This is a genomic window from Streptosporangium sp. 'caverna' (genome assembly GCF_003203775.1).
GTDB lineage: Bacteria > Actinomycetota > Actinomycetes > Streptosporangiales > Streptosporangiaceae > Streptosporangium > Streptosporangium subroseum.
In genome coordinates this window covers 8,832,175-8,854,862 of record NZ_CP029711.1, presented here as the reverse complement: position 1 = coordinate 8,854,862, position 22,688 = coordinate 8,832,175, and the positions used below count along the sequence as shown (strand labels likewise).

17 protein-coding genes and 1 pseudogene are annotated in these 22,688 nt (G+C 69.9%); 14 read left to right on the top strand and 4 right to left on the bottom strand.

All coding sequences use genetic code 11. The features are described from left to right. Window positions 1–151: 151 nt before the first annotated feature. On the bottom strand, window positions 152–943 hold the full coding sequence (locus DKM19_RS38005) for an IclR family transcriptional regulator (RefSeq protein WP_110702596.1): 792 nt from the start codon (window positions 941–943) through the stop codon (window positions 152–154). Between the two features lie 132 nt (window positions 944–1,075). Here DKM19_RS38005 and betA point away from each other — a divergent pair, with 132 nt between their 5' ends. The 12 genes and pseudogenes from betA to DKM19_RS53135 form a co-directional block, all read left to right on the top strand. After that, window positions 1,076–2,716, top strand: a complete 1,641-nt coding sequence (gene betA, locus DKM19_RS38000; RefSeq protein ID WP_110702595.1) for a choline dehydrogenase — start codon at window positions 1,076–1,078, stop codon at window positions 2,714–2,716. A 55-nt stretch (window positions 2,717–2,771) separates the two neighbouring features. Then, a complete protein-coding gene (locus DKM19_RS37995) occupies window positions 2,772–3,575 on the top strand; it encodes an IclR family transcriptional regulator (RefSeq protein WP_110702594.1) in 804 nt (267 codons plus the stop codon). 88 nt (window positions 3,576–3,663) lie between these two features. Further along, window positions 3,664–5,121, top strand: a complete 1,458-nt coding sequence (locus DKM19_RS37990) for an aldehyde dehydrogenase family protein (protein ID WP_110702593.1) — start codon at window positions 3,664–3,666, stop codon at window positions 5,119–5,121. Window positions 5,122–5,209: 88 nt separating this feature from the next. After that, window positions 5,210–6,301 (top strand): glycine betaine/L-proline ABC transporter ATP-binding protein, encoded by a 1,092-nt coding sequence (locus DKM19_RS37985; protein WP_110706282.1) that lies wholly within the window; start codon window positions 5,210–5,212, stop codon window positions 6,299–6,301. Beyond that, on the top strand, window positions 6,298–8,292 hold the full coding sequence (locus DKM19_RS37980) for a proline/glycine betaine ABC transporter permease (RefSeq protein ID WP_110702592.1): 1,995 nt from the start codon (window positions 6,298–6,300) through the stop codon (window positions 8,290–8,292). Before DKM19_RS37985 ends, DKM19_RS37980 begins: the two co-directional genes overlap by 4 nt. 105 nt (window positions 8,293–8,397) lie before the next feature. Then, window positions 8,398–9,387 carry an ABC transporter substrate-binding protein gene (locus DKM19_RS37975; protein WP_239513808.1) on the top strand — a complete coding sequence of 330 codons (990 nt, stop codon included), beginning with the start codon at window positions 8,398–8,400 and terminating at the stop codon, window positions 9,385–9,387. A gap of 472 nt (window positions 9,388–9,859) precedes the next feature. Beyond that, a complete protein-coding gene (locus DKM19_RS37970) occupies window positions 9,860–12,286 on the top strand; it encodes an FAD-dependent oxidoreductase (protein ID WP_110702590.1) in 2,427 nt (808 codons plus the stop codon). Between the two features lie 111 nt (window positions 12,287–12,397). Next, window positions 12,398–13,618 (top strand): sarcosine oxidase subunit beta family protein, encoded by a 1,221-nt coding sequence (locus tag DKM19_RS37965; RefSeq protein ID WP_239513807.1) that lies wholly within the window; start codon window positions 12,398–12,400, stop codon window positions 13,616–13,618. Window positions 13,619–13,679: 61 nt separating this feature from the next. Beyond that, the gene (locus DKM19_RS37960; protein ID WP_110702589.1) at window positions 13,680–13,958 is read left to right on the top strand and encodes a sarcosine oxidase subunit delta; all 279 of its coding nucleotides are present in this window, start codon (window positions 13,680–13,682) and stop codon (window positions 13,956–13,958) included. Next, window positions 13,955–16,969 (top strand): 2Fe-2S iron-sulfur cluster-binding protein, encoded by a 3,015-nt coding sequence (locus DKM19_RS37955; protein WP_110702588.1) that lies wholly within the window; start codon window positions 13,955–13,957, stop codon window positions 16,967–16,969. The genes DKM19_RS37960 and DKM19_RS37955 overlap by 4 nt, the downstream gene beginning before the upstream one ends. Beyond that, window positions 16,962–17,543, top strand: coding sequence for a sarcosine oxidase subunit gamma (locus DKM19_RS37950; RefSeq protein WP_110702587.1), 582 nt, complete (start codon window positions 16,962–16,964; stop codon window positions 17,541–17,543). Before DKM19_RS37955 ends, DKM19_RS37950 begins: the two co-directional genes overlap by 8 nt. Window positions 17,544–17,828: 285 nt before the next feature. Beyond that, a pseudogene (locus tag DKM19_RS53135) lies at window positions 17,829–18,464 on the top strand (phosphatase PAP2 family protein); the annotation flags it as partial. 42 nt (window positions 18,465–18,506) lie between these two features. Here DKM19_RS53135 and DKM19_RS37940 read toward each other — a convergent pair. Then, entirely contained in the window at window positions 18,507–19,190 is a 684-nt protein-coding gene (locus DKM19_RS37940) for a response regulator transcription factor (protein ID WP_110702586.1), read from the bottom strand. 7 nt (window positions 19,191–19,197) lie between these two features. Next, complete coding sequence (locus DKM19_RS37935; RefSeq protein WP_110702585.1) at window positions 19,198–20,625, bottom strand: sensor histidine kinase; 1,428 nt, start codon at window positions 20,623–20,625, stop codon at window positions 19,198–19,200. A 146-nt stretch (window positions 20,626–20,771) separates the two neighbouring features. On the opposite strand from DKM19_RS37935, the gene DKM19_RS50140 reads away from it, so the two are divergent. Continuing rightward, a complete protein-coding gene (locus tag DKM19_RS50140) occupies window positions 20,772–20,936 on the top strand; it encodes a hypothetical protein (RefSeq protein WP_162642074.1) in 165 nt (54 codons plus the stop codon). Between the two features lie 84 nt (window positions 20,937–21,020). Continuing rightward, window positions 21,021–21,533, top strand: coding sequence for an ATP-binding protein (locus DKM19_RS37930; protein ID WP_110702584.1), 513 nt, complete (start codon window positions 21,021–21,023; stop codon window positions 21,531–21,533). 70 nt (window positions 21,534–21,603) lie between these two features. Here DKM19_RS37930 and DKM19_RS37925 read toward each other — a convergent pair whose 3' ends face one another. Continuing rightward, entirely contained in the window at window positions 21,604–22,596 is a 993-nt protein-coding gene (locus DKM19_RS37925) for a phosphotransferase family protein (protein ID WP_110706281.1), read from the bottom strand. Window positions 22,597–22,688: the final 92 nt, after the last annotated feature.

Sequence of the window (22,688 nt, the reverse complement as noted above, 5' to 3'; positions counted from 1 at the left end):
GACCGGAGCAGGGCGTGGGATATCGGGAGGGCCCCGCGATCGGGGCGGGGGCGAACGTGCCGTGACGAGGAGGCCGATGCCCCCGCGACCGGAAGAAGGCGCGGGGACGTCACCGAGGACGACCTCGCCGGTCGAGGGCGTCGTGATCGGCTCAGCCGACGTAGCCCAGGCGGTGGCTGATGTCCTCGGCCCCCGCGATCAGGGCCGGGGCGAACTCGTGTATCCGCTCCTCGCTGAAGCGGTAGGCGGGACCCGAGGCGCTGACCGCGGCGACGACCTCGCCCTCGTAGGAGCGGATGGGCGCCGCGACGGCGTTCAGCCCGATCTCGAACTCCTCGACGGTGACCGCGTAGCCCTTGCCGCGAGCCTCGTCGAGCTGCTTCTCCAGGACGGGGAGCGAGGTGATCGTGTTCGGGGTGTACTTCTCGAAGCCCGCCGCGTCGAGCAGTTGCACGCGGTACCGGTCGTCGAGATGGGCCAGCAGGATCTTCCCGCTCGACGTGGCGTGCAGGGGGGTGAGCTGTCCGACCCAGTTCTGCGTGGTGACCGCCGCAGGTCCGCGCACCTGGTCGAGGTTCACCGCGTAGTGGGATCGCAGGACGGCGAGGTTCACCGTCTCGCCGATCTCCTCGGCGAGGCGACGGCAGACGGGACGGCCCTGCTGGGTGAGGTCCATCCGGGCGGCCACGCCGCCCGCGAGACGGACGATCCCGAAGCTGAGCCGGTATTTCCCGCGGTCCTCGGCCTGCTCGACCAGCCCCCGGGACTCCAGCGCCCCGAGCAGCCGGAAGGCGGTCGACTTGTGGACCGCGATCTCCAGGGCGATCTCGCTCACTCCCGCCTCACGGCGCTGGGAAAGGATTTCCAGAATGCTGATGGCCCGGTCGACGGACTGGACCCCCCCGCTGCTGTCGGTGCGACCACCGGTGAAATCGTTGCCCATAGCGGGACTGTAAGCGCTGTGAGGAACATGCGTCCATTGCAGGACAACAATCTTGGTTGCGAATAGCACAACACATTGCGCCATTCGCTACGATTAGCGGCATTAATCTTGCTTGAGCGAGACGAGGCATACATGTACGACTTCGTCATCGTTGGGGGCGGATCTGCTGGAAGCGCCCTCGCGAACCGGCTGTCCGCCGATCCCTCCAACCGAGTGCTGGTGCTGGAGGCCGGTCGCCCGGATTATCCGTGGGACGTCTTCATTCACATGCCGGCCGCGCTGCCCTTCCCCATCGGCAGCCGCTTCTACGACTGGAAGTACGAATCCGAGCCCGAGCCGTACATGAACGGCCGCCGGATCTACCACGCCCGGGGAAAGGTGCTGGGCGGTTCCAGCAGCATCAACGGGATGATCTTCCAGCGGGGCAACCCCATGGACTACGAGCGCTGGGGCTCCGACCCCGGCATGGAGACCTGGGACTTCGCCCACTGCCTGCCGTACTTCAAGCGGATGGAGAACTGCCTCGCCGCGGATCCGGACGACCTCATGCGGGGGCACGACGGACCTCTCGCGCTCGAACGCGGGCCCGTGCGCAATCCGCTGTTCGCGGCCTTCTTCGAGGCGGTGCAGCAGGCCGGATATCCGCTGACCGATGACGTCAACGGATATCGCCAGGAGGGTTTCGCCCGTTTCGACCGCAACATTCGACGGGGACGCCGGCTGTCCGCCGCCCGGGCCTATCTGCACCCCGTGAAGAAGCGTCCCAACCTCGATATCAAGACGCGGGCGTTCGTCACAAAAATCCTCTTCGAGGGAGAGCGCGCCGTCGGCGTGGAGTACAACGGCCAGACGGTCCGCGCGGGCGAGGTCATCCTCTGCGGCGGCTCGATCAACTCGCCGCAGCTGCTCCAGCTCTCCGGGGTGGGCAACGCCGCGGAGCTGGGCGCCCTCGGCGTCGACGTCGTGCACGACCTGCCGGGAGTCGGGGAGAACCTGCAGGACCATCTCGAGGTCTACATCCAGTACGGCTGCAAGCAGCCGGTGTCGATGCAGCCCGCGATGAAGTGGCGCAACCGGCCGTGGATCGGCGCGCAGTGGCTGTTCGCGCGCTCCGGGCCCGGCGCGACCAACCACTTCGAGGCCGGCGGCTTCGCCCGGAGCAACGACGACGTCGACTACCCGAACCTGATGTTCCACTTCCTGCCCATCGCCGTGCGCTACGACGGCTCCGCGCCCGCGGGCGGCCACGGCTACCAGGTGCACATCGGGCCGATGTACTCCGACGCGCGCGGCTCGGTGAAGATCAAGAGTACGGATCCCCGCGTCCACCCGGCGCTGCGATTCAACTACCTGTCCACCGCGCAGGACCGCAGGGAGTGGGTGGAGGCCATCCGGGTCGCTCGCGACATCCTGACCCAGAAGGCCATGGACGAGTTCAACGAGGGGGAACTGTCGCCGGGGCCGGAGGTCCGGACGGACGAGGAGATCCTGGACTGGGTCGCCAAGGACGGCGAGACCGCGCTGCATCCCTCGTGCACGGCCAGGATGGGTGTCGACGACATGTCCGTCGTCGATCCGCTGTCCATGAGGATCCGCGGCCTCGAAGGGATCCGCGTCGTGGACGCCTCGGTCATGCCGTACGTGACCAACGGCAACATCTATGCGCCGGTCATGATGGTGGCGGAGAAGTCCGCCGACCTGATCCTGGGCAACACCCCGCTCGCGGCCGAGCACGTCGACTTCTACCGGCACCGCAAGAGCCCGAGCCGGTGACCGTTCGGCGTGGTAGCGGGCAAGGGACGGTGCGTAACCCGCTTAAAGTTGTGCCATGAGCAACGAGTTGGAAAAGGACGGCGCCGCGGTGCAGTCCGTCGACCGGGCGCTGTCCGTTCTCGCGTTGCTCGCCCGGCACGGAGACCTGGGGGTCAGCGAGCTCGCCGCGGAGCTGGGAGTTCACCGGTCCACGGCGTTCCGGCTGGTCATGACGTTGGAGATGCACGATCTGGTCGAGCAGACCGCCGACCGGGGGAAGTACCGGCTGGGCGTGGGGGTTCTCCGGCTCGCGGGCGCCACGACCGCCAGGCTTGACGTGGTCCAGGAGAGCCGTGCCATCGGGGAGAGGCTTGCGGCGGCGGTCGGCGAGACCGTCAACGTCGCCATCCTCGACCGCGACGAGGCCCTGTACGTCGATCAGATGGCGGGCCCCTCGGCCCTGCAGGCCTACAACTGGGCGGGCCGGCGCGTGGCGCTGCACGCCACCTCCAACGGCAAGGTGCTGCTGGCCCACGCCCCCGCCGGGCGTCTGAAGGAGCTGGCCACCGGGCCGTTGCGGTCGTTCACGGAGCGGACCGTCACCGACGTCCGGCGGCTGGGGGAGGAGCTCGACGGGGTCAGGGCGCGTGGATACGCGACCGCCGTCGACGAGCTGGAGATCGGCCTCACCGCGGTGGCGGCGCCCGTCTTCAACGTCGAGGGTGTGGTCGTCGCCTCGATGAGCGTGTCGGGTCCGACCTTCCGGCTTCCCGCCGAACGACTTCCCGAGGTGGCCGGGCAGGTGATGGCGGCGGCGGAGCAAATTTCCTCACGACTCGGCTGGCCTGGTAATGAAAACGGCAGACCCTTGACTGCATGAACATAAAGGGTCGATTCTGTTCCTCGTTAAGCATTCCAGTGCGTGATACGCAACGGATCATGCGGTAACTCGGAAGGACGGCTCGTTCGTGACAGATCTCTATCTGGGTGGCAGCTGGAGGGATCCTGTCGCGGGCGGACGCAGGGAGATCCGTTCCCCCGCCGACGGCGGCTTGGTGGCCACGGTGGCGGAGGCCACCGGGGCCGACACCGAGATCGCGATCTCCGAGGCGCGCAGGGCGTTCGACGAGGGCCCCTGGCCGACGACCCCGGAGCGCGAGCGCGGGGCCCTGCTCCTGCGAGTGGCGGACCTGCTTGAGCGCGACAAGAAGGACTTCGCCCGGGCCGAGTCGCTCGACACCGGAAAGCGGCTCGTCGAGAGCGAGTACGACGTCGACGACGTGGTGGCGTCCCTGCGCTACTTCGGCGGCATCGCCGGGACCGAGGCCGGCCGCGTGGTCGACACGGGCCGGGACGACGCCATCAGCCGGATCGTCTACGAGCCGGTCGGCGTGTGCGGTCTCATCACGCCGTGGAACTACCCGCTGCTGCAGACCTCCTGGAAGATCGCTCCCGCGCTGGTCGCCGGAAACACCTTCGTCCTCAAGCCCAGCGAGTTCACGCCGTCCACCGCGATCATGCTCATGCGCCTGCTGGAGGAGGCCGGCCTGCCCCCGGGCGTCGCCAACCTCGTACTGGGCGCGGGCGCCGAGGTCGGTGCGCCGCTGGCCGAGCACCCCGACGTGGACATGGTGTCGTTCACCGGCGGCCTGGCGACGGGCCGGCTCATCATGGCGTCGGCGGCGAAGACCGTGAAGAAGGTCGCGCTGGAGCTCGGCGGCAAGAACCCCAACATCGTCTTCGCCGACGCCGACTTCGAGACCGCCGTCGACTTCGCGCTGACCGCGGTCTTCCTCCACTCCGGCCAGGTCTGCTCCGCCGGCGCCCGCCTGCTGGTGGAGGACTCCCTGCACGACGCCTTCGTCGACGAGGTGGTGCGCCGGGCCGGACGCATCAGGCTCGGCGGGCCGTTCGACCTGGAGGCGGAGACCGGTCCGCTCATCTCGGCCGCTCATCTGGCCAAGGTGGAGGACTACGTCGCGGCCGGAGTCGCCGAGGGGGCGGTGCTGCGCTGCGGCGGGCAGCGGCTCCCCGGCAAGGGCAACTTCTACCCGCCGACCGTGCTGGACGAGTGCCGCCGGGACATGCGGGTGGTCCGCGAGGAGTCCTTCGGTCCCGTCCTCACCGTCGAGCGTTTCATCGGCGAGGACGAGGCGGTCCGCCTCGGCAACGACACCGACTACGGCCTGGCCGGAGCGGTGTGGACGCAGGACGCGGGCAAGGCGCAGCGGGTGGCCAAGCGACTCCGGCACGGTACGGTCTGGATCAACGACTACCACCCCTACGTCCCGCAGGCGGAGTGGGGCGGGTTCAAGCAGTCAGGCGTCGGTCGTGAGCTGGGGCCGACCGGCCTGGGCGAATACCGCGAGATCAAGCACGTGTGGCAGAACGTCCGTCCTCAGCCGCAGCGGTGGTTCCGCGGCTGAGGAGAAAGTCACCCCCACAGGACGGCTTCCGTAGACGGATCTCCACGAACGGACCCCCATCCCAGACGACCATGAGGTGGTCATGACCATGACGTCACCGACCAAACAGGTACAGCCGAGCGTTGACGCGCAGGCCGAGGATCGGGCCGTCCTCGACGTGCGCGGTCTGTGGAAGGTCTTCGGCCCGCGTTCCGACAAGGTCGTGGGAAGCCCGCTGGAGGAGCTTTCGCGGGCCGAGCTGAAGGAGAGGACCGGGTGCGTCGCCGCGATCCGCGACGTCTCCTTCACCGTGCGCCCCCAGGAGGTCTTCGTCGTCATGGGCCTGTCCGGATCGGGCAAGTCCACGCTCGTGCGCTGCCTGACGCGGCTGATCGAGCCGACGGCGGGCGAGGTGCTGCTCGACGGGGAGGACATCCGCAAGGCGAGCGACAAGCACCTGCGCGAGCTGCGCCGCCGCCGGTTCGCCATGGTCTTCCAGCACTTCGGGCTGCTGCCGCACCGGCGGGTTCTGGACAACGTCTCCTACGGGCTCGAGATCGGCGGGGCGAAGAAGGAGGCCCGGTACAAGCGGGCACGGGAGGTGATCGACCTCGTCGGGCTCTCCGGTTACGAGGACTCCTACCCCGACCAGCTCTCCGGCGGCATGCAGCAGCGCGTCGGACTGGCCAGGGCCCTCGCGGTGGATCCCGAGGTCCTCTTCTTCGACGAGCCGTTCTCGGCGCTCGACCCGCTGATCCGGCGGGACATGCAGAACGAGGTCATCCGCCTGCACCGCGAGGTCGGCAAGACGATGGTCTTCATCACGCACGACCTGAGCGAGGCCCTCAAGCTCGGTGACCGCATTCTCATCATGCGCGACGGCGAGCTCGTCCAGGTGGGCGCGCCCGACGAGGTCGTCGGGGCGCCCGTCGACGACTACGTGCGCGAGTTCGTCCGCGACGTGCCCCGCTCGCACGTGCTCACGACTCGATGGATCATGCGCCCGCCCCTTCCCGACGAGCCGCTGGACGGACCCGAACTCGGACCCGACGTCGTCGTCCGCGACGCCGTGCACACGGTCCTGCGCGCGACGCGCCCGGTCAAGATCATCGCCGACGGCGAGCTTCTGGGCGTCGTCACCAGCGAGGAGATCCTCGCGGTGATCGCCGAGTCTCCGGGGGAACCGGAGGAGGGGAAATGATGGCCGCGCTGTCCACCCTGTCCGGTGGTCTGCGCAGGCCGCTCTGGCCCCGTCGCTACCTGCTCGCCGCCGTCATCGTGGCGTGGGTGCTGGTCTGGCTGTTCGTCCGGGGCCAGGACACCCTCCAGCTCGGCGGCGCCGAGCTGACGCCGCTGCACGCGCGGCTCAACGAGGGCAGCGAGGCCATCGACAACAGCAGGAACGACAACCCGCTGTTCCTGTACTTCATCAACTACATCCGCCTGTTCCTCGACGAGTCCATCACGTTCGTCCAGGGGCTGATCAGCCAGCCCTCCTTCGGCAGGCCGCTTCCGGTCATCGGCTGGCTGGGCGTGGTCGCCATCGCCACGGCCGTCGCGTGGCTGTACGGCAACCGCAAGATCGCCCTGCTGACCCTGGCGGGCTTCGTCTCCTTCGGCCTGCTCGGCCTGTGGGAGGAGAGCATGGACACCCTCGCCCTGGTCCTGGCCGCCGTCGCGCTCTCGCTGCTGATCGGCATCCCGCTCGGGATCTGGGCGGGGGTGAACGACCGGTTCAACCGGCTGGTCACCCCGGTGCTCGACTTCATGCAGACGATGCCGACGTTCGTCTACCTCGCCCCGCTCACCCTGTTCTTCCTCATCGGGCCGGCGAGCGCCACCGTGGCGACGATCATCTACGCGGTCCCGCCCGCGATCCGGATCACCGCCCACGGGATACGGGAGGTGCGGCCCGAGACCCTGGAGGCCAGCACGTCACTGGGCTCGACCCCGTGGCAGTCGCTCAGGAAGGTGCAGCTCCCGCTGGCCAAGCGGACCATCGTCGTCGGCATCAACCAGACCATCATGGCCGCGCTGTGCATGGTCACCATCGCCGCCCTCATCGACGCCCCGGGGCTGGGCAAGAGCGTGCTCAAGGCCCTGGAGACGCTGGACGTCGGCACCGCCTTCAACGCGGGCCTGGCGATCGTCGTCATGGCGATCGTGCTCGACCGGATGACCTCGGCGGCCGGCCGGCGCGTCGAGACCGCGCACCGGGCCGGCCGCGCGCAGAAGCCGGTCCGCCGCCGCATCGAGGTCGCCGCCGTCCTCGTGGTCACCGCCGCGGCGGTCTACCTGTCCCACATCTACGTGTGGGCGGCGGAGTTCGCCGGTGACGCGAACGTGGGCCCGTACGTGCGCCGCGGCGCCGACGCGGCGAGCCAGTGGGCGCAGGACAACCTGTTCGTCTACACCAGCGCCTTCAAAAACCTCATCACCTACAGCCTGCTGAACCCGTTCGAGGCCCTGCTGACGGGCTCGCCGTGGTGGCTCATCGGCATCGTCGTGATCGCGTTCGCCGCGATCCTGTCGAACATCCGGGTGGTGATCATGTGCGCGGTGTCGCTCGGCCTTCTCGTCGGGCTCGGCCTGTGGCAGGACACCATGGTGACGCTGGCCTCGACGCTCGTGGCCACCGTACTGGTGATGATCCTGGGGGTGGCCTTCGGCGTCTGGATGGGGCGGAGCGGCCGCGTCGACCAGGTGCTGCGGCCGGTGCTGGACGCCGGGCAGACCATGCCGCCGTTCGTGTATCTGGTGCCGATCCTGGGCCTGTTCGGCGCGACCAGGTTCACCGCCATCATCGCGGCGGTCGTTTATGCCGCGCCGGTGGCGATCAAGCTCACGGCGGACGGTATCCGGGGCGTCTCCGCCAGTACGGTGGAGGCCGCGACGGCCGCCGGGTCGAGCACCTGGCAGGTGATCTCGAAGGTGCAGCTGCCGATGGCGCGCAGCGCGGTGACCCTCGCCACGAGCCAGGGGCTCATCTACGTGCTCGCCATGGTCGTCGTGGGCGGCCTGGTGGGGGCCGGGGCGCTCGGCTACGACGTCGTGGCCGGCTTCTCCCAGCTGCAGTTGCGCGGCAAGGGTCTCGCGGCCGGGGTGGCGATCGTCGTGCTCGGCATCATGCTCGAACGGATCACCAGGACCGCGGCGAGACGGGCGGACACCGCGTCGCACCACACGCGCTGAACAAGAGGACAAGGGCCCCTCACCGTGACCGGCGACGGGCGACGACCGCCGAAGGCGGCCCATGACAAGCCGCCGAAGGCGGCCCTGGACAACAGGAGGATCTGAGTGACAGTCATAAGAACCGGGCCGCCGAGGGCGATAGCGCTCATGGTCGCCACCGGCCTCCTCGTCTCCGCCTGCGGCGGGGCGAAGGTGGGCGAGAGCCCGTCCGCGGCGCAGCAGACCGGCGACGCGGGGAAGAAGGCGTGCGGCGCGGTGAACCTCGCCATCAACCCGTGGGTCGGCTACGAGGCCACCGCCGGGGTGATCGCCTATGTGGCCGAGAAGAAGCTCGGCTGCACGGTCACCAAGAAGGACCTCAAGGAGGAGGTGGCCTGGCAGGGGTTCGCCACGGGGCAGGTGGACGCGATCGTGGAGAACTGGTCGCACGCCGACCTGAAGAAGAAGTACATCGAGGACCAGAAGGTCGCCGTCAGCGCCGGCTCGACGGGGAACAAGGGCGCCATCGGCTGGTACGTGCCGCCGTGGATGGCCGAGAAGTATCCCGACATCACCGACTACAAGAACCTCAACAAGTACGCCGACCTGTTCAAGACCTCGGAGTCGGGGGGCAAGGGACAGCTTCTCGACGGCGACCCGTCGTTCGTCACCAACGACGTGGCCCTGGTGAAGAACCTGGATCTGAACTACAAGGTCGTCTTCGCGGGCAGCGAGGCGGCGCTCATCACCGGGTTCAGGCAGGCCGAGAAGCAGAAGACCGCGATGCTCGGCTACTTCTACGAGCCGCAGTGGTTCCTGTCCGAGGTGAAGCTGGTCAAGGTCAACCTTCCCGAGTACACCGAGGGGTGTGACGCCGACGCGGAGAAGGTGGCCTGCGACTACCCGCTCACCGACCTCGACAAGATCGTGAGCAAGAAGTTCGCGGACTCGGGCAGCCCGGCGTACGACCTGATCAAGAACTTCTCGTGGACCAACGACGACCAGAACCTGGTGGCGAAGTACATCGCCGAGGACAAGATGACGGCCGAGGAAGCGTCGGAGAAGTGGGTCAACGACAACCCGGACAAGGTGAAGGCCTGGCTCCCCGCGTCCTGAGCACCACCGGCCTGAGACTTTGAGTCGGCGCTCTCCCTCGTGAGCCGGCACTTCCCGAAGGGGCGGTGTCTCCCGTGTCGGACGTCGGTCGTCCGCGTGGGCCGGAGTCGGTGCGCAGCCGGCACTCCCGGGAGGGGCGTCTTCTCGTGCGGACCGGTGGTCGTTCGTGTAGGCGGGCACTTCCCGTGGTCGGCGCTCGCTCGCGCAGGTTGGCGAGTCCTCGTATCGGGCACGGCACGGACGTCCTGTCCGTGCCGTGCCCGATGCTCGTTTCCGGCGCGTTCCACACGGTTCCCGAGGCATCGGTGCGGACGGCGGGTCGCGCGCGCCCGGTGATCCTTCCCGGGGTGGGAGATCGTTCCGTACGACCGGCTGATCTGCCCCGGTTCATTCTTGACAGCGCCACCCGGGGGAAGACAGTCTGTTGCGATAAGCGCACTTTGTTTCGGACTGCGCAACGACGGAGGTGTGTATGACAGGCCAGCGCGTCGTCATCATCGGAGCCGGAGTCGTCGGGGCAGCCCTGGCGGACGAGCTCTCGGCGAAGGGCTGGGACGACATCACCGTCGTCGACCAGGGCGCTGTGCCGTCCACGGGCGGGTCGTCGTCCCACGCCCCCGGGCTGGTGTTCCAGACGAACCCCTCCAAGACGATGACGGAGATGGCCCGCTACACCGTCGAGAAGCTCATGGCACTCGACTGCTTCCTCCAGGTGGGCGGCCTGGAGGTGGCCACCACCCCCGAAAGGCTCGTCGAGCTGCGCCGCCGTCACGGCTGGGCCACCGCCTGGGGCGTCGAGGCGCACCTGCTCACCCCCGAGCAATGCCTGGAGCGGCACTCCCTGCTCGACCCCGAGCGGGTCCTGGGCGGGCTGCACGTTCCCACCGACGGCCTGGCCAGAGCCGTGCGCGCCGTCGAGGTCCAGCTCCGGCGCGCCCAGGAGCGGGGCACGCGCCTGCTGGAGCGGCACGAGGTGCTGGACATCCGCGTCGAGGACGACCGGGTCGCCGCCGTCGTCACCGACCGGGGAGAGATCCCGGCGGACATCGTGGTGTGCTGCGCGGGCATCTGGGGCCCGAAGGTCGCGGGCATGGTGGGCATGTCCCTCCCGCTGACCCCCCTGGCGCACCAGCTCGCCTGGACCGGTCCGGTCCCCGCGCTGAGCGGGCAGACCGAGGAGGCGCTCCGGCCCATCCTGCGCCACCAGGACGCCGACCTGTACTACCGGGAGCGGTTCGACCGGCTGGGCATCGGCTACTACGGCCACCGCCCGATGCCGGTGAGGCCGGAGGAGATCCTCTCGGTCGACGCGGCGGAGGTGATGCCGTCGGTGATGTCGTTCACCGAGGACGACTTCGCGCCGGCGTGGACCGAGACCAGGGCGCTGCTGCCCGCCGCGCAGGAGGCGAAGCTCGAAGAGGGCATCAACGGCCTGTTCTCCTTCACCACCGACAACATGCCGCTGCTCGGCGAGTCGCCCGAGGTCAAGGGCTTCTGGGTCGCCGAGGCCGTGTGGGTGACGCACTCGGCGGGGGTGGGCCGCGCCATGGCCGAATGGCTGGCGGACGGCCGCTGCTCGTCGTTCGACCTGCACGAGTGCGACGTCAACCGCTTCGAGCCCCACCAGCTCTCCCCGGAGTACGTCCTGACCCGCGACTGCCAGAACTTCGTCGAGGTCTACGACATCATTCACCCGCTGCAGCCGCCGGAGAACCTGCGCCCGCTGCGCACGAGTCCCTTTTACTCGCGCCAGCGCGAGCTCGACGCGTACTTCCTGGAGGCCGGCGGCTGGGAGCGCCCGCAGTGGTACGGCGCCAACGCCTCCTTGCTGGAGGGCCGGGACGTTCCCGAGCCCGGCGACTGGGCGGCCCGTCACTGGTCGCCGATCGTCGCCGCCGAGGCGCAGGCGTCGCGGGAGTCGGTCGCGCTGTACGACATGACGGCGCTGAAGCGGATCGAGGTCGGCGGCCGCGGGGCCGTGGCCTTCCTGCAGCGGCTCTCGACGGGCGACGTCGACAAGTCCGTCGGCTCGGTCACCTACTGCCTGCTGCTCGACCACGACGGCGGCATCCGCAGCGACATCACCGTCGCCCGGCTCGGCCGCGACCTGTTCCAGGTCGGCGCCAACGGCAACCTCGACCTCGACTGGTTCCACCGCCACCTCCCGGCCGACGGATCGGTCGTGATCCGCGACATCACGGCGGGCACCTGCTGCATCGGGGTCTGGGGCCCCCGCGCCCGCGACCTCGTCGCGCCGCTGGCCGGTCCGGACTTCGCCGCCGGCGGCTTCCGCTACTTCCGCGGCAAGCGGGCCCACGTGGGTACGGTGCCCGTCACCGCGCTGCGGCTGTCCTACATCGGGGAGCTCGGCTGGGAGCTCTACACGACCGCCGACATGGGCGCGAAACTGTGGGACACCCTCTGGGAGCAGGGGCAGCGCCACGGGATCATCGCGGGCGGTCGCGGCGCCTTCAACAGCCTGCGGCTGGAGAAGGGCTACCGCTCCTTCGGCACCGACATGACCTACGAGCACGACCCCTACGAGGCGGGGCTCGGCTTCGCCGTACGGAAGGCCGACAAGGGCGACTTCATCGGCCGCGCGGCCTTACAGGAGCGCGGCACCGCACCGCGCCGCCGTCTGACCTGCCTGACGGTCGACGGCCCCGCCGCCGTCGTCATGGGCAAGGAGCCGGTGTACGACGGCGAGGACTGCGTCGGATACGTCACCAGTGCCGCCTACGGCTACACGATCGGCAGGGGCATCGCCTACGCCTGGCTGCCCGCCGAGCTGTCCGTCCCCGGACGGACGCTCCACATCGGCTACTTCGACCGGCGCCTCGCCGCCGTCGTCGCCGAGGAACCGCTCTACGACCCGGCGATGGAGCGCCTGCGTGGCTAGGGCACGGCGACGGAGAAGACTCATGACCGTACGGACTCCCGGCAGCGCGATGTCCGCCGCGACACACGCGATCTCGCCCACCGACGTTGCCGAGACCGCGGAAGGATGACGATGAGCACCGACGAGCTGCCCGAGCACCCCGACTGGCTGTGGAGCAGTCCCGAGCCGAAACGCTCCTACGACGTGGTGATCGTCGGCGGAGGCGGCCACGGCCTGGCCACCGCCTACTACCTGGCCAAGAACCACGGGATCACCAACATCGCCGTGCTGGAGAAGGGCTGGCTGGCGGGCGGCAACATGGCCCGCAACACCACCATCATCCGGTCCAACTACCTCTGGGACGAGAGCGCGGGCATCTACGAGCACTCGCTCAAGCTGTGGGAGGGACTCGAGGAGGACCTCGGCTACCCGATCCTGTTCAGCCAGCGCGGCGTGCTCAACCTCGCGCACAGCATGCAGGACGTCCGGGAGAGCGTGCGCCGCGTCAACGCCAACCGGCTCAACGGCGTCGACGCCGAGTGGCTCGGCCCCGAGGAGGTCAAGGAGGTCTGCCCGATCGTCAACGTCTCGCCCGACGTGCGCTATCCGGTGCTGGGCGCCACCTACCAGCCGCGCGCCGGGATCGCCAAGCACGACTACGTCGCCTGGGGGTTCGCCCGCGCCGCCGCGGCGATGGGCGTCGACCTGATCGAGCACTGCGAGGTGACCGGGATCGACGTCGTCGACGGGCGGGTGCGGGCCGTACAGACCACCAGAGGCCGCATCGCGGCGGGCAAGGTCGCCCTGTGCGCGGCCGGCCACTCCTCGGTCGTGGGCCGGATGGCGGGGGTGGAGCTTCCGGTGCAGAGCCATCCCCTGCAGGCACTGGTGTCGGAGCTGCTGGAGCCCGTGCACCCGACGGTGGTCATGTCCAACGCCGTGCACGTCTACGTCAGCCAGGCGCACAAGGGCGAACTGGTCATGGGGGCGGGCATCGACGCCTACAACTCCTACCGGCAGCGCGGCGCGTTCCACATCATCGAGCAGCAGATGGCGGCGGCGCTGGAGCTGTTCCCCATCTTCGCGCGGGCGCACGTGCTGCGAACCTGGGGCGGGGTGGTGGACGTCAGCCCCGACGCCTCGCCGGTCGTCGGGCTCACCCCCGTGGACGACCTGTACGTCAACTGCGGCTGGGGCACCGGCGGTTTCAAGGCCACGCCGGGGGTCGGGTGGTGCTACGCGCACACGATCGCCCACGGGGAGCCGCATCCGCTCAACGCCGCCTTCTCCCTCGAACGGTTCACCACGGGCGCACTCGTGGACGAGCACGGCGCCGCCGCCGTAGCCCACTGACCATGCGCCGAGCACAGCCAACCGACCCACCGAACGACTCCTTCGAAGGAGAGCCCGCCAGATGCTGTTGATTCCCTGCCCGTGGTGCGGGCCTCGCGACGAGGCCGAGTTCCACTACGGCGGGCAGGCGCACGTCGTCTACCCCGACAACCCCGCCGCGCTCTCCGACACCGAGTGGGCCCGCTACCTGTTCTTCCGTGACAACCCCAAGGGGCCGTTCGCCGAACGGTGGAGCCACTCCGCCGGTTGCCGCCGCTGGTTCAACGTGGTCAGGGACACGGCCACCAACGAGATCCACGCCGTCTACCGCGTGGGCGAGACAGGACCGGTGAACGCATGACCTCCCAGCCGTTCCGCAGGGACACCCGCCGGGGCGAGGTGCTGCGGTTCCAGTTCGACGGCCGGGACCTCGAGGGATACCGCGGTGACACGCTCGCCGCCGCCCTGCTCGCCAACGGCGTGCGCACGGTGGCGACGAGCGTCGGGCTGGGCCGTCCCCGGGGCGTCTTCGCCGCGTGGACCGAGGAGCCCAGCGCGGTCGTCCAGATCGAACACCCCTTTCCCGAGCCGATGCTGCAGGCCACCACCGTCGAGCTGTACGACGGACTGGTGGCCAGGGGCCTGCCGGGAAAGGGGAGGCTGAGTGACGAGCCCGACCCGGCGCGCTACGACGCCGTTCACGCCCACTGCGACATCCTGGTGGTCGGGGCGGGACCGGCCGGACTCTGCGCGGCGCTGTCCGCCGCGGACTCGGGCGCCCGGGTGATCCTCGCCGACGACCGGCCGACGGCCGGCGGCAGCCTCCTGGACACCACCGAGACCATCGACGGCGTCCCGGGAGCCGACTGGGCCGCCGCGGCACTGGCCGAGCTGGAGAGCCGCCCCGAGGTGCGGGTGCTCGGACGCACCAGCGTGTTCGGCTACTACGACGACAACTACCTGGTCGCGGTGGAGCGCCGCGGGGAGCAGGCCTCCTCCCGCGAGCGCGTCTGGCGCATCCGAGCCCGCCGCGTCGTGCTGGCGACCGGCGCGCACGAGCGGTCGATCGCCTTCGCCGACAACGACCGGCCGGGCGTCATGCTCGCCGGGGCCGCCCGCGCCTACGTGAACAGGTACGGAGTCCTGCCCGGCCGCCGCGCGGTGGTGTTCACGACCAACGACAGCGCCTATGACGCGGCCCGCGACCTGGCGGACGCCGGTGTCGAGATCGCCGCCGTCGTCGACGTACGGCCGGGCGGCGGGCAGGGATGGGACGGTTCCGAGGTGCTCGCCGGGCACGTTGTCACCGGGGTGGGCGGGAAGGACTCCGTCACCTCGGTGACCGTTTCCCGCAGCCGTGAGGTCGCCGAGGACGGGAAGATCTCCGAGGGCCGTGAGATCTCCGGGAGCGGGAGGGTCTCCGCGAACGGGGGGATCTCCGGAAAGGGGAAGGTCCTCGGGGGCGATGGGGCCTCCGGCCGTGAGGGTTCGGAGCGCGAGATCGAGGCGGATCTCCTGCTCGTCTCGGGCGGCTGGAACCCCGTGGCCCATCTGTTCAGCCAGGCGGGAGGCCGGCTCCGGTACGACGAGGAACTCGGCACGTTCGTTCCCGGAACCGTTCGCCAGGCGGTGGAGGTGGCGGGATCCGCGCGAGGGGTGTTCACCCTGGACGCCTGCCTCGCGGACGGTGCCGCAGCCGGAGACAGGGCGGTGGAGTCGGCCGGATTCCACGCCACCCGGCCCAGAACGGTTCCCCGATCCACCCGGTCCGACCCGGGCTCTCGCACCACCCGGCCCGGACCGGTTTCCGGTGCCGCAGACCCCGGGCAGGCCCCTCACACTGCCCACCCCGGGCCGGTCGCCGATGCCGAGGACGTCCCGGTGCTCCCGGAGGAGCACGTGTGGCTCGTGCCCGCCGCCGACTACCGGAGCCACTTCGTCGACCTGCAACGGGACGTCACCGTCGCCGACGTCATGCGCGCGACCGGTGCCGGGCTGCGCTCCGTCGAGCACGTCAAGCGCTACACCACCGCCGGGACCGCCCACGACCAGGGCAAGACCTCGGGGGTGCTGACCAGCGGGATCGTCGCCCACGCCCTTGGGGTGGATCTCGCGGAACTCGGTACGACCACCTTCCGGGCGCCGTACGTGCCGGTCTCCTTCGCCACCCTCGCCGGGCGTGACAGGGGAGTGCTGCACGACCCCGTCAGGGTCACCTCGCTGCACGAGTGGCACGTGGCGCAGGGCGCGCCGTTCGAGAACGTCGGGCAGTGGAAGCGTCCCTGGTACTACCCCCGGCCGGGCGAGGACATGGAGGCCGCGGTCCTGCGGGAATGCGCGGCCGTACGCGAGGGCGTCGGGGCGATGGACGCCTCCACGCTGGGCAAGATCGACGTTCAGGGACCGGACGCCGCCGAGCTGCTGGACCGGCTCTACACCAACATGATGAGCACGCTGAAGGTGGGCGCGATCCGCTACGGCGTGATGTGCCGGCCCGACGGGATGGTCTTCGACGACGGGACGGTGATCCGCCTGGCGGCGGACCGGTTCCTGCTGACCACGACCACGGGCAACGCCGCCGCCGTCCTGGACTGGATGGAGGAGTGGCTGCAGACGGAGTGGCCGTCCCTGAGGGTCTACTGCACCTCGGTCACCGAGCAGTGGGCGACGGTGGCACTCGCGGGACCGGGCTCCCGGGAGGTGCTGGCCGGGCTCGCCCCCGGACTGGCCACGGGCAACGAGAGCTTCCCGTTCATGACGTGGCGCGACACCCGGGTGGCGGGCATCGAGGCGCGGGTGTGCCGGATCAGCTTCTCCGGAGAGCTGGCCTACGAGATCAACGTCAGCGCCTGGGACGGGCTCGCACTGTGGGAGGCCGTCCAGGCGACCGGCGTGGTCACGCCGTACGGAACCGAGACCATGCACGTGCTGCGGGCCGAGAAGGGCTACCCCATCGTCGGCCAGGACACCGACGGCACGGTCACCCCCTCCGACCTGGGCATGGACTGGGTGGTGTCCAAGAAGAAGGCCGACTTCCTCGGCAAGCGGTCCTACGCCCGCGCCGACAACGTCAGGCCCGATCGCAAGCACCTCGTCGGTCTGCTGCCGGCCGACCCGGACCGGCTGCTGCCCGAAGGGGCCCACCTGGTGGCCGCTTCCGTACTGCCCGAGCCGCCGGTGCCGATGCTCGGCCACGTCACCTCCAGCTACCGCAGCGCGGCGCTCGGCCGGACCTTCGCCCTCGCCCTCGTCAGCGGCGGACGTGAGCGGCTCGGCGAGCGGCTCCACGTACCCGTCGGAGCCGAGATGATCCCCGTCACCGTCACCCACCATGTTCTCTACGACCCCGAAGGAGCGCGTCGCGATGGCTGAGCCGATTGCCGTGCGACAGAGCCCGCTGGCCCACCTCGAGCCGGTGTCGGGCAGGGACCTGTGCATAGCGGAGATGCCGTTCCTCACGCAGGTCAACCTGCGGGTGAACCCCGAGGGCCGCGCCGCCGCCGAGATCGGTCTCGCCCTCGGCGTGCCGCTCCCCACCGAGCCCGGCACGTACGCGAGCGCGGACGCCGACGTGCTCTGGCTCGGCCCCGACGAGTGGCTGGTCGTCGGTGAGGCGGACGAGGTCGGCACCGCGGACGAGCTGGAGGCCCGGCTGCGGTTCGCGGCCGGTACGGAGCACGTCGGGGTCACCGACGTCTCCGCGCAGCGGACGGCGCTGCTCATGTCCGGGCCTCGGGGGCGCGACCTGCTGTCCCACGGCTGCGCCCTCGACCTGCACCCCCGGTCGTTCGGTCCCGGCCGGTGCGCCCAGACCATGCTGGCCCGGGCCCAGGTCCTGCTCGTCGCCCACGAAGGCGACGAGTTCACGGTGCTCGTCCGCTCGTCCTTCGCCGGCTACCTCGCCACCTGGCTCCTCGACGCCGCCGCCGAATATCTCGTCGAATGACGTAGGACCTCCGGACCCGTCAGCGACACCGGCGGGCGTTGAGCCGGACGACCGGGCTGTCGGTCAGGCGCGAGAGCTCGTCGTACCACTCGACGATCTGCACCCAGCCAGTTGAGCCCGATCCGGGCACGAGTGGTTCGGCGACCATCCGCGCACAGGCCGGCCGGGGAGGGGCGGCAGCTCTGGACGTGGTGAGCGCTGGGTGTCAACCCTGACGTTCGTCTAGGTTCGGCCTTGCCGTTCGGCTCGGGTGTCCGGCTGTGGTCGTTCCTACGGTCAGAGGCTATGGAAACTGACCCTTGGCATAATTTCGGCCGCCGGCTGCTGGGCTCGATCGCGTTGCTGGGCGCGGGGGCGGGAGCCGTCTCGTGGCTCTCCCCGGGTGGGCTGGGCGAGGCCGGTCCGGTGAAGGTCGTGAACGGGGCTTCGGCATTCGCGTACCGATCGGTCACCGAGGCGGTGGCGGACGCGCCGTCATGGGTGGGCACAGCTCTGGAGGTGGCTACGGAGGGCACCCTGGTGATCCTCGGGCTGCTGCTCGTCCTGGTGTGGTTGGCCACCGTTCGGCGCAGAGACGCTCACGGTGTCGCCGGAACCGTCACGATCGGCATCGGTACCGTCGCCGCCTACGCGATCAGTGAGGCGTTGAAGCTGGTGGTGGATGAGGAGCGGCCCTGTCGTGCGCTGCGGGGGGCCGGGACGGCGATCGCGGAGTGTCCCGCGGTGGGGGACTGGTCGTTCCCGAGTAACCACGCCACCCTGGCCGCCGGACTCGCGATAGGGCTGGCCGTGCTGCGTCCTCGCCTCGCCGCGGTGACTCTGCCGCTGGCCGGGGCGGCGGGGCTGCTGCGAGTAATGGTGGGAGCCCACTACCCGCACGACGTGCTCGCCGGCGTGACCCTCGGTGGCACCGTGGCGGTGGCGGCACTGCTCACGCTCACGCCGCCGGCCGCGCGGCTGGTGTCACCGCTGCTCGGACGCCCGCGTGGGAACGATTCCGGCCTCGTGGGCCACCACGGCCGCCGCCGCCCGGTTGTCGACCCCCAGGCGGGCCAGGATCGAGCTGACATGGGCTTTGACCGTCCCCTCCACCACGTGCAGCCGGCGGGCGATCTGTCCGTTGGACAGCCCACCGCCGAGGAAGGCCAGCACTTCGCGTTCCCGGGTGGTGAGCGCGTCGACCCCCCTGCGGGCGGCGCTGCGGCGACCGGCCAGGGCCCCCACGCTGCCGGCCGCGAGATGGGCGACCACGCGGGCCGCGACCTTCGGTGACAGATAAGCCGCTCCGTCGGCCACCGCGCGGACCCCGACGATCAGCTCCTCGGGCTCGCCAGACTTGATCAGGAACCCCGAGGCTCCGCCGCTGAGCGCCTGAAGGATGTAGTCGTCCTCGCCGAACGTCGTCAGGATGACAACACCGGTGGCCGGAACCGTCCTGCGGATCTCCGCCGTGGCTTCGATGCCGTTGACTCCAGGCATACGGATGTCGAGCACGGCCACCTGGGGGCGGTGGCGCTGGACCAGCTCCACCGCCTCGTGGCCGTCGGCGGCCTCGGCGACGACGGTGATGTCCGGGTCAGTGGACAGGACGGCCCGCACGCCCGCGCGGATCATCGGCTCGTCGTCGACGATCAGTACGCGGATCATCGGACACTCACCCCGCGAGTGAGTCCGCGGACACCAACTTGCCCGTCTGGAAGCACAGGCGGTAGGCATCTCCAGACCGGTCGTCGAAAGGATCGGCCGTTATCGCGTAGTACTCGCACGTCATGCCCTGCTCTTTTGGTTCGGCGGCTCCCGGCCGATGGGTCGTCTGCCGGTCCGGTAGATACTGCTCCACCTTGGAATGATCTTGTCCGATCTGGATGCGGGCGTAGTCGGCCGGAACCAGTACCGACTGCCGCACCGTCAATATCTCCGACCCTCTCAGAACACCGCCGAGCAGCGCGCCCGTCACCAGGGGCAGCATAAGCGCGGTGACCAGGGTACGGCCGAGCCGGCGGCGTGCGCGCCGATGCTCTCGCGGCACGGCGTCACCGGGCGGCGCGGGATCAGAGGGGTGTGACGGTTGCGCCGAGGGAGTGTGCGGGAGCCGGGCAAGGACGGTGAAACCGCCGCCTGAGGGACGATACGTCAGGGAGCCCCCGGCCCGCCGGACACGTTCGTCCAGGCCGATGAGGCCGCGCCCCCCGCCCCGGGGTGCGGGGTCGGCGGTGTCCGGCGCGGGGCCGTTCTCCACCAGGACCTCCGTCTCCGTGGCGGTGTGCCGAACCCGGACGACCGCTGCCGCACCGGGCGCGTGTCTGGTGACGTTGGTCAGTGACTCCTGCACGACACGATGTGCGGCCCGTTCGACCATCGGCGGCAGATCGTCCGCCTGGCCTTCGACGCGCAACGTGACCGCGAGCCCGGCCGCGGATGTCCTGCCGACCAGGTCCGCGATGCCTTCGCCGGCCGGCTGCGTCGGCGCTCCATCCGCCTCCTCACGCAGGACGCCGATCACCTCACCGAGGCGCTCCACCGCGGCCGCCGCCCTCGCCCTCATGTCCTGGGCGGCCGCCCGGTGTGCGTCCGGCAGATCGGGCGCGAGCTTCAGGGCGCCGGCCGACAGGGCGATCAGGCTTAGGTCGTGGCCGAGGACGTCGTGCATGTCCTGGGCTATACGGGCCCGTTCGCGCAACCGGGCCTGCTCGGCGACGAGTCGCTGCTCACGTTCCAGCTGCGAGGCCCGCTCCCAGCCGGCCCGAACGAGTTCCCGATACTGGAGCCAGAAGCGGCCCGCGAACCAGGGCAGCATGGCGGCTCCCACCACCACCGCCACGAACCGGCTCCCCAGCTCGATCCAGGAGGGGACCACGGAGACCGCCACCACGGCGATCGCGAGCACCGCGACCAGCACGAGCGTCACCGACCGGGCCCGTCCAGGTCGTAGCCCCGCCAGAAACGCGGCGACCGCGGTCGGCAGGGCCCACCATAGGCTGATGACGCTCAGACCGGCCGCCGTCGTGGCCGCCGTGATCAGGAAGGGCGCCGGCCCGGGAGACCACCACTCTCCAGCGCTCCGGTTTCTCTCCGTGGTCACAGTCTCGCCTCAGTCGTCGGTCGTTCCACAGACGTGACGATACGGAGAGCCGTGGAACATCGACACCACCGAAAGTCCAATTCGTACGTGGGCGGGTTTCGATGATTCGCCTGTTTCGTGCTCCACCGGCTAAACAAGATCCAACCATGAGCGGTAAGAAGATCCGGATCACGATTACCGTGGATCTGCACCTCAGCGCCTACGCCGAAGAGCTCGTCGAAACCGGTCGCGCTTCCTCGGCGAGGGTGGAGACGATCGCTTACCGAGGGTTTCACAATGAGGTCGGCGTGACAGCGGCGTGGCCCGGTTGAACATCGCGGCGCGGGTCGACGACCATCGAGAGGCCTTCCTCGGCATCGGATGGTTTGTCGGATCCGTATGGCAGGGTTCCGACCATGCTGATCGTGATGAGCGGCCTGCCCGGTGCCGGCAAGAGTTCCGTGGCCCAGGAGCTGGGGCGTTTGCTTCCGGCGCCGGTGCTGTCGGTCGATCCGGTGGAGGCCGCGATGTGGAGAGCGGGAGTCGACCGCGGCCAGCCGACCGGGCTGGCGGCCTATGTCGTGGTGGAGGCAGTCGCCTCCGACGTTCTCGCGCTCGGGCAGGCGGTCATCGTCGATGCGGTGAACGACGCGAAGGAGGCACGCGAACAGTGGCGCGGCCTCGCCCGCCGCTGGAGCGTGGCGCTGCGCTACATCGAGGTGACCTGCTCCGATCGCGCCCTGCACCGGCAACGGCTGGAAGGCCGCCGGCGCGACATCGACGGCTTCGCCGAACCGACCTGGGCGTCAGTGGAGGCGCGACGCGCGAGCTTCGACACCTGGTGTGAGGACCGACTCGTCCTCGACTCCGTCGCCCCGCTGACCGGCAGCGTGCAGATCGCCCTGGCCCACCTCCGCGATGCCCGGTAGAAATCCCTCCTGAGCACGTCGGAATGGCGTCCGGAGCCGGCGGAAGCAATGATCTCGGCACGCCGCACTCCTAGCGCAGGAAGGCAAGAGCCTGCTGGAGGTTGTGCTCGGCGATTCCCGTCATGACGTCGCGGTCGGGGAAGTCGCCGTCCAGAAGCCGCAGTGGTCCGGCGACGAGCGACAGGTGCATCGCCAGCGTGTAGAAGGTCAGGCGCCGCTCGTCGAGGCCGCTGGCGTGCAGCCACCGGTAGTGCTCGCCGAAGCGGAGCCGCAAAAACGCGTGCTCCCACTCGACGTCGAAGAACATCAGGCCCTCGATGTCGATGAGGACCGGGTGCCCGTGCCGGTCCACCAGCACGTGGTCCGGTCCGAGCTCGCCGTGGATGAGCCCGTACTCCGAGCGCGGGCGCACCGTGGCGGCCAGCCCGCGAACCAGGTCTTCCAGGCGGTCGCGGACGCCCGCGATCCGCGTGTCACGTGAGGTGGTTTCGGTGAGGTCGTCGAGCGCGCGGTCGAGGACGACCTGCTCGCACGAGTGACCCTGGGAGATGCCGCCGTCGTCGATCAGGGCGACTTTGCCGAAGCCCGGTCCCCGGTGCCGCCGCATCGCGCCGAGCGCGTCGGCAAGCCGTGACAGAGGCGCCTTCACGCCGTGCGGGTCCTGCTGGAGCAGTGCCTCCAGCGTCGCGCCGGGCACATCCTCGACCACCGCGATGTCCGCCGGGTAGTGGCTCCGGCTGCGGTCGGCCAGGTGGATCCGCGGGGTGCGGATCCCCAGGGTGTCCAGGCGCCGGTGAGCGGCCTCGAAAAGATCGATGCCCGAGGCGTGCGAGAACGGATTCGCCCGGTTTTCGGTTTCGTCGATCTGTGCGGTGGGCCAGTAGTTCTCGGCGTCGTCCCAGATGTAGGCGATCGCGGTGGAGTCATCATCGAAGGTGAGGCGGTACACGCCTTTCTTGCTGCCGCCGCGCAGCCGTGAGACGCCGGTGAGGCGATGTTCGGCGCCCAGAGCCGTGCGTGCGACTCCTGCCAGATGATCGCGTGTGACAACCCTGCGCGCCATGTCCACCGGTTACCTCCACGTGTCGACGGCGAAGCCCCTGCCGGAGGAGGGCAGGCAACTGCCGCTCGGGCGAACCGCTGCATAAGCGACTG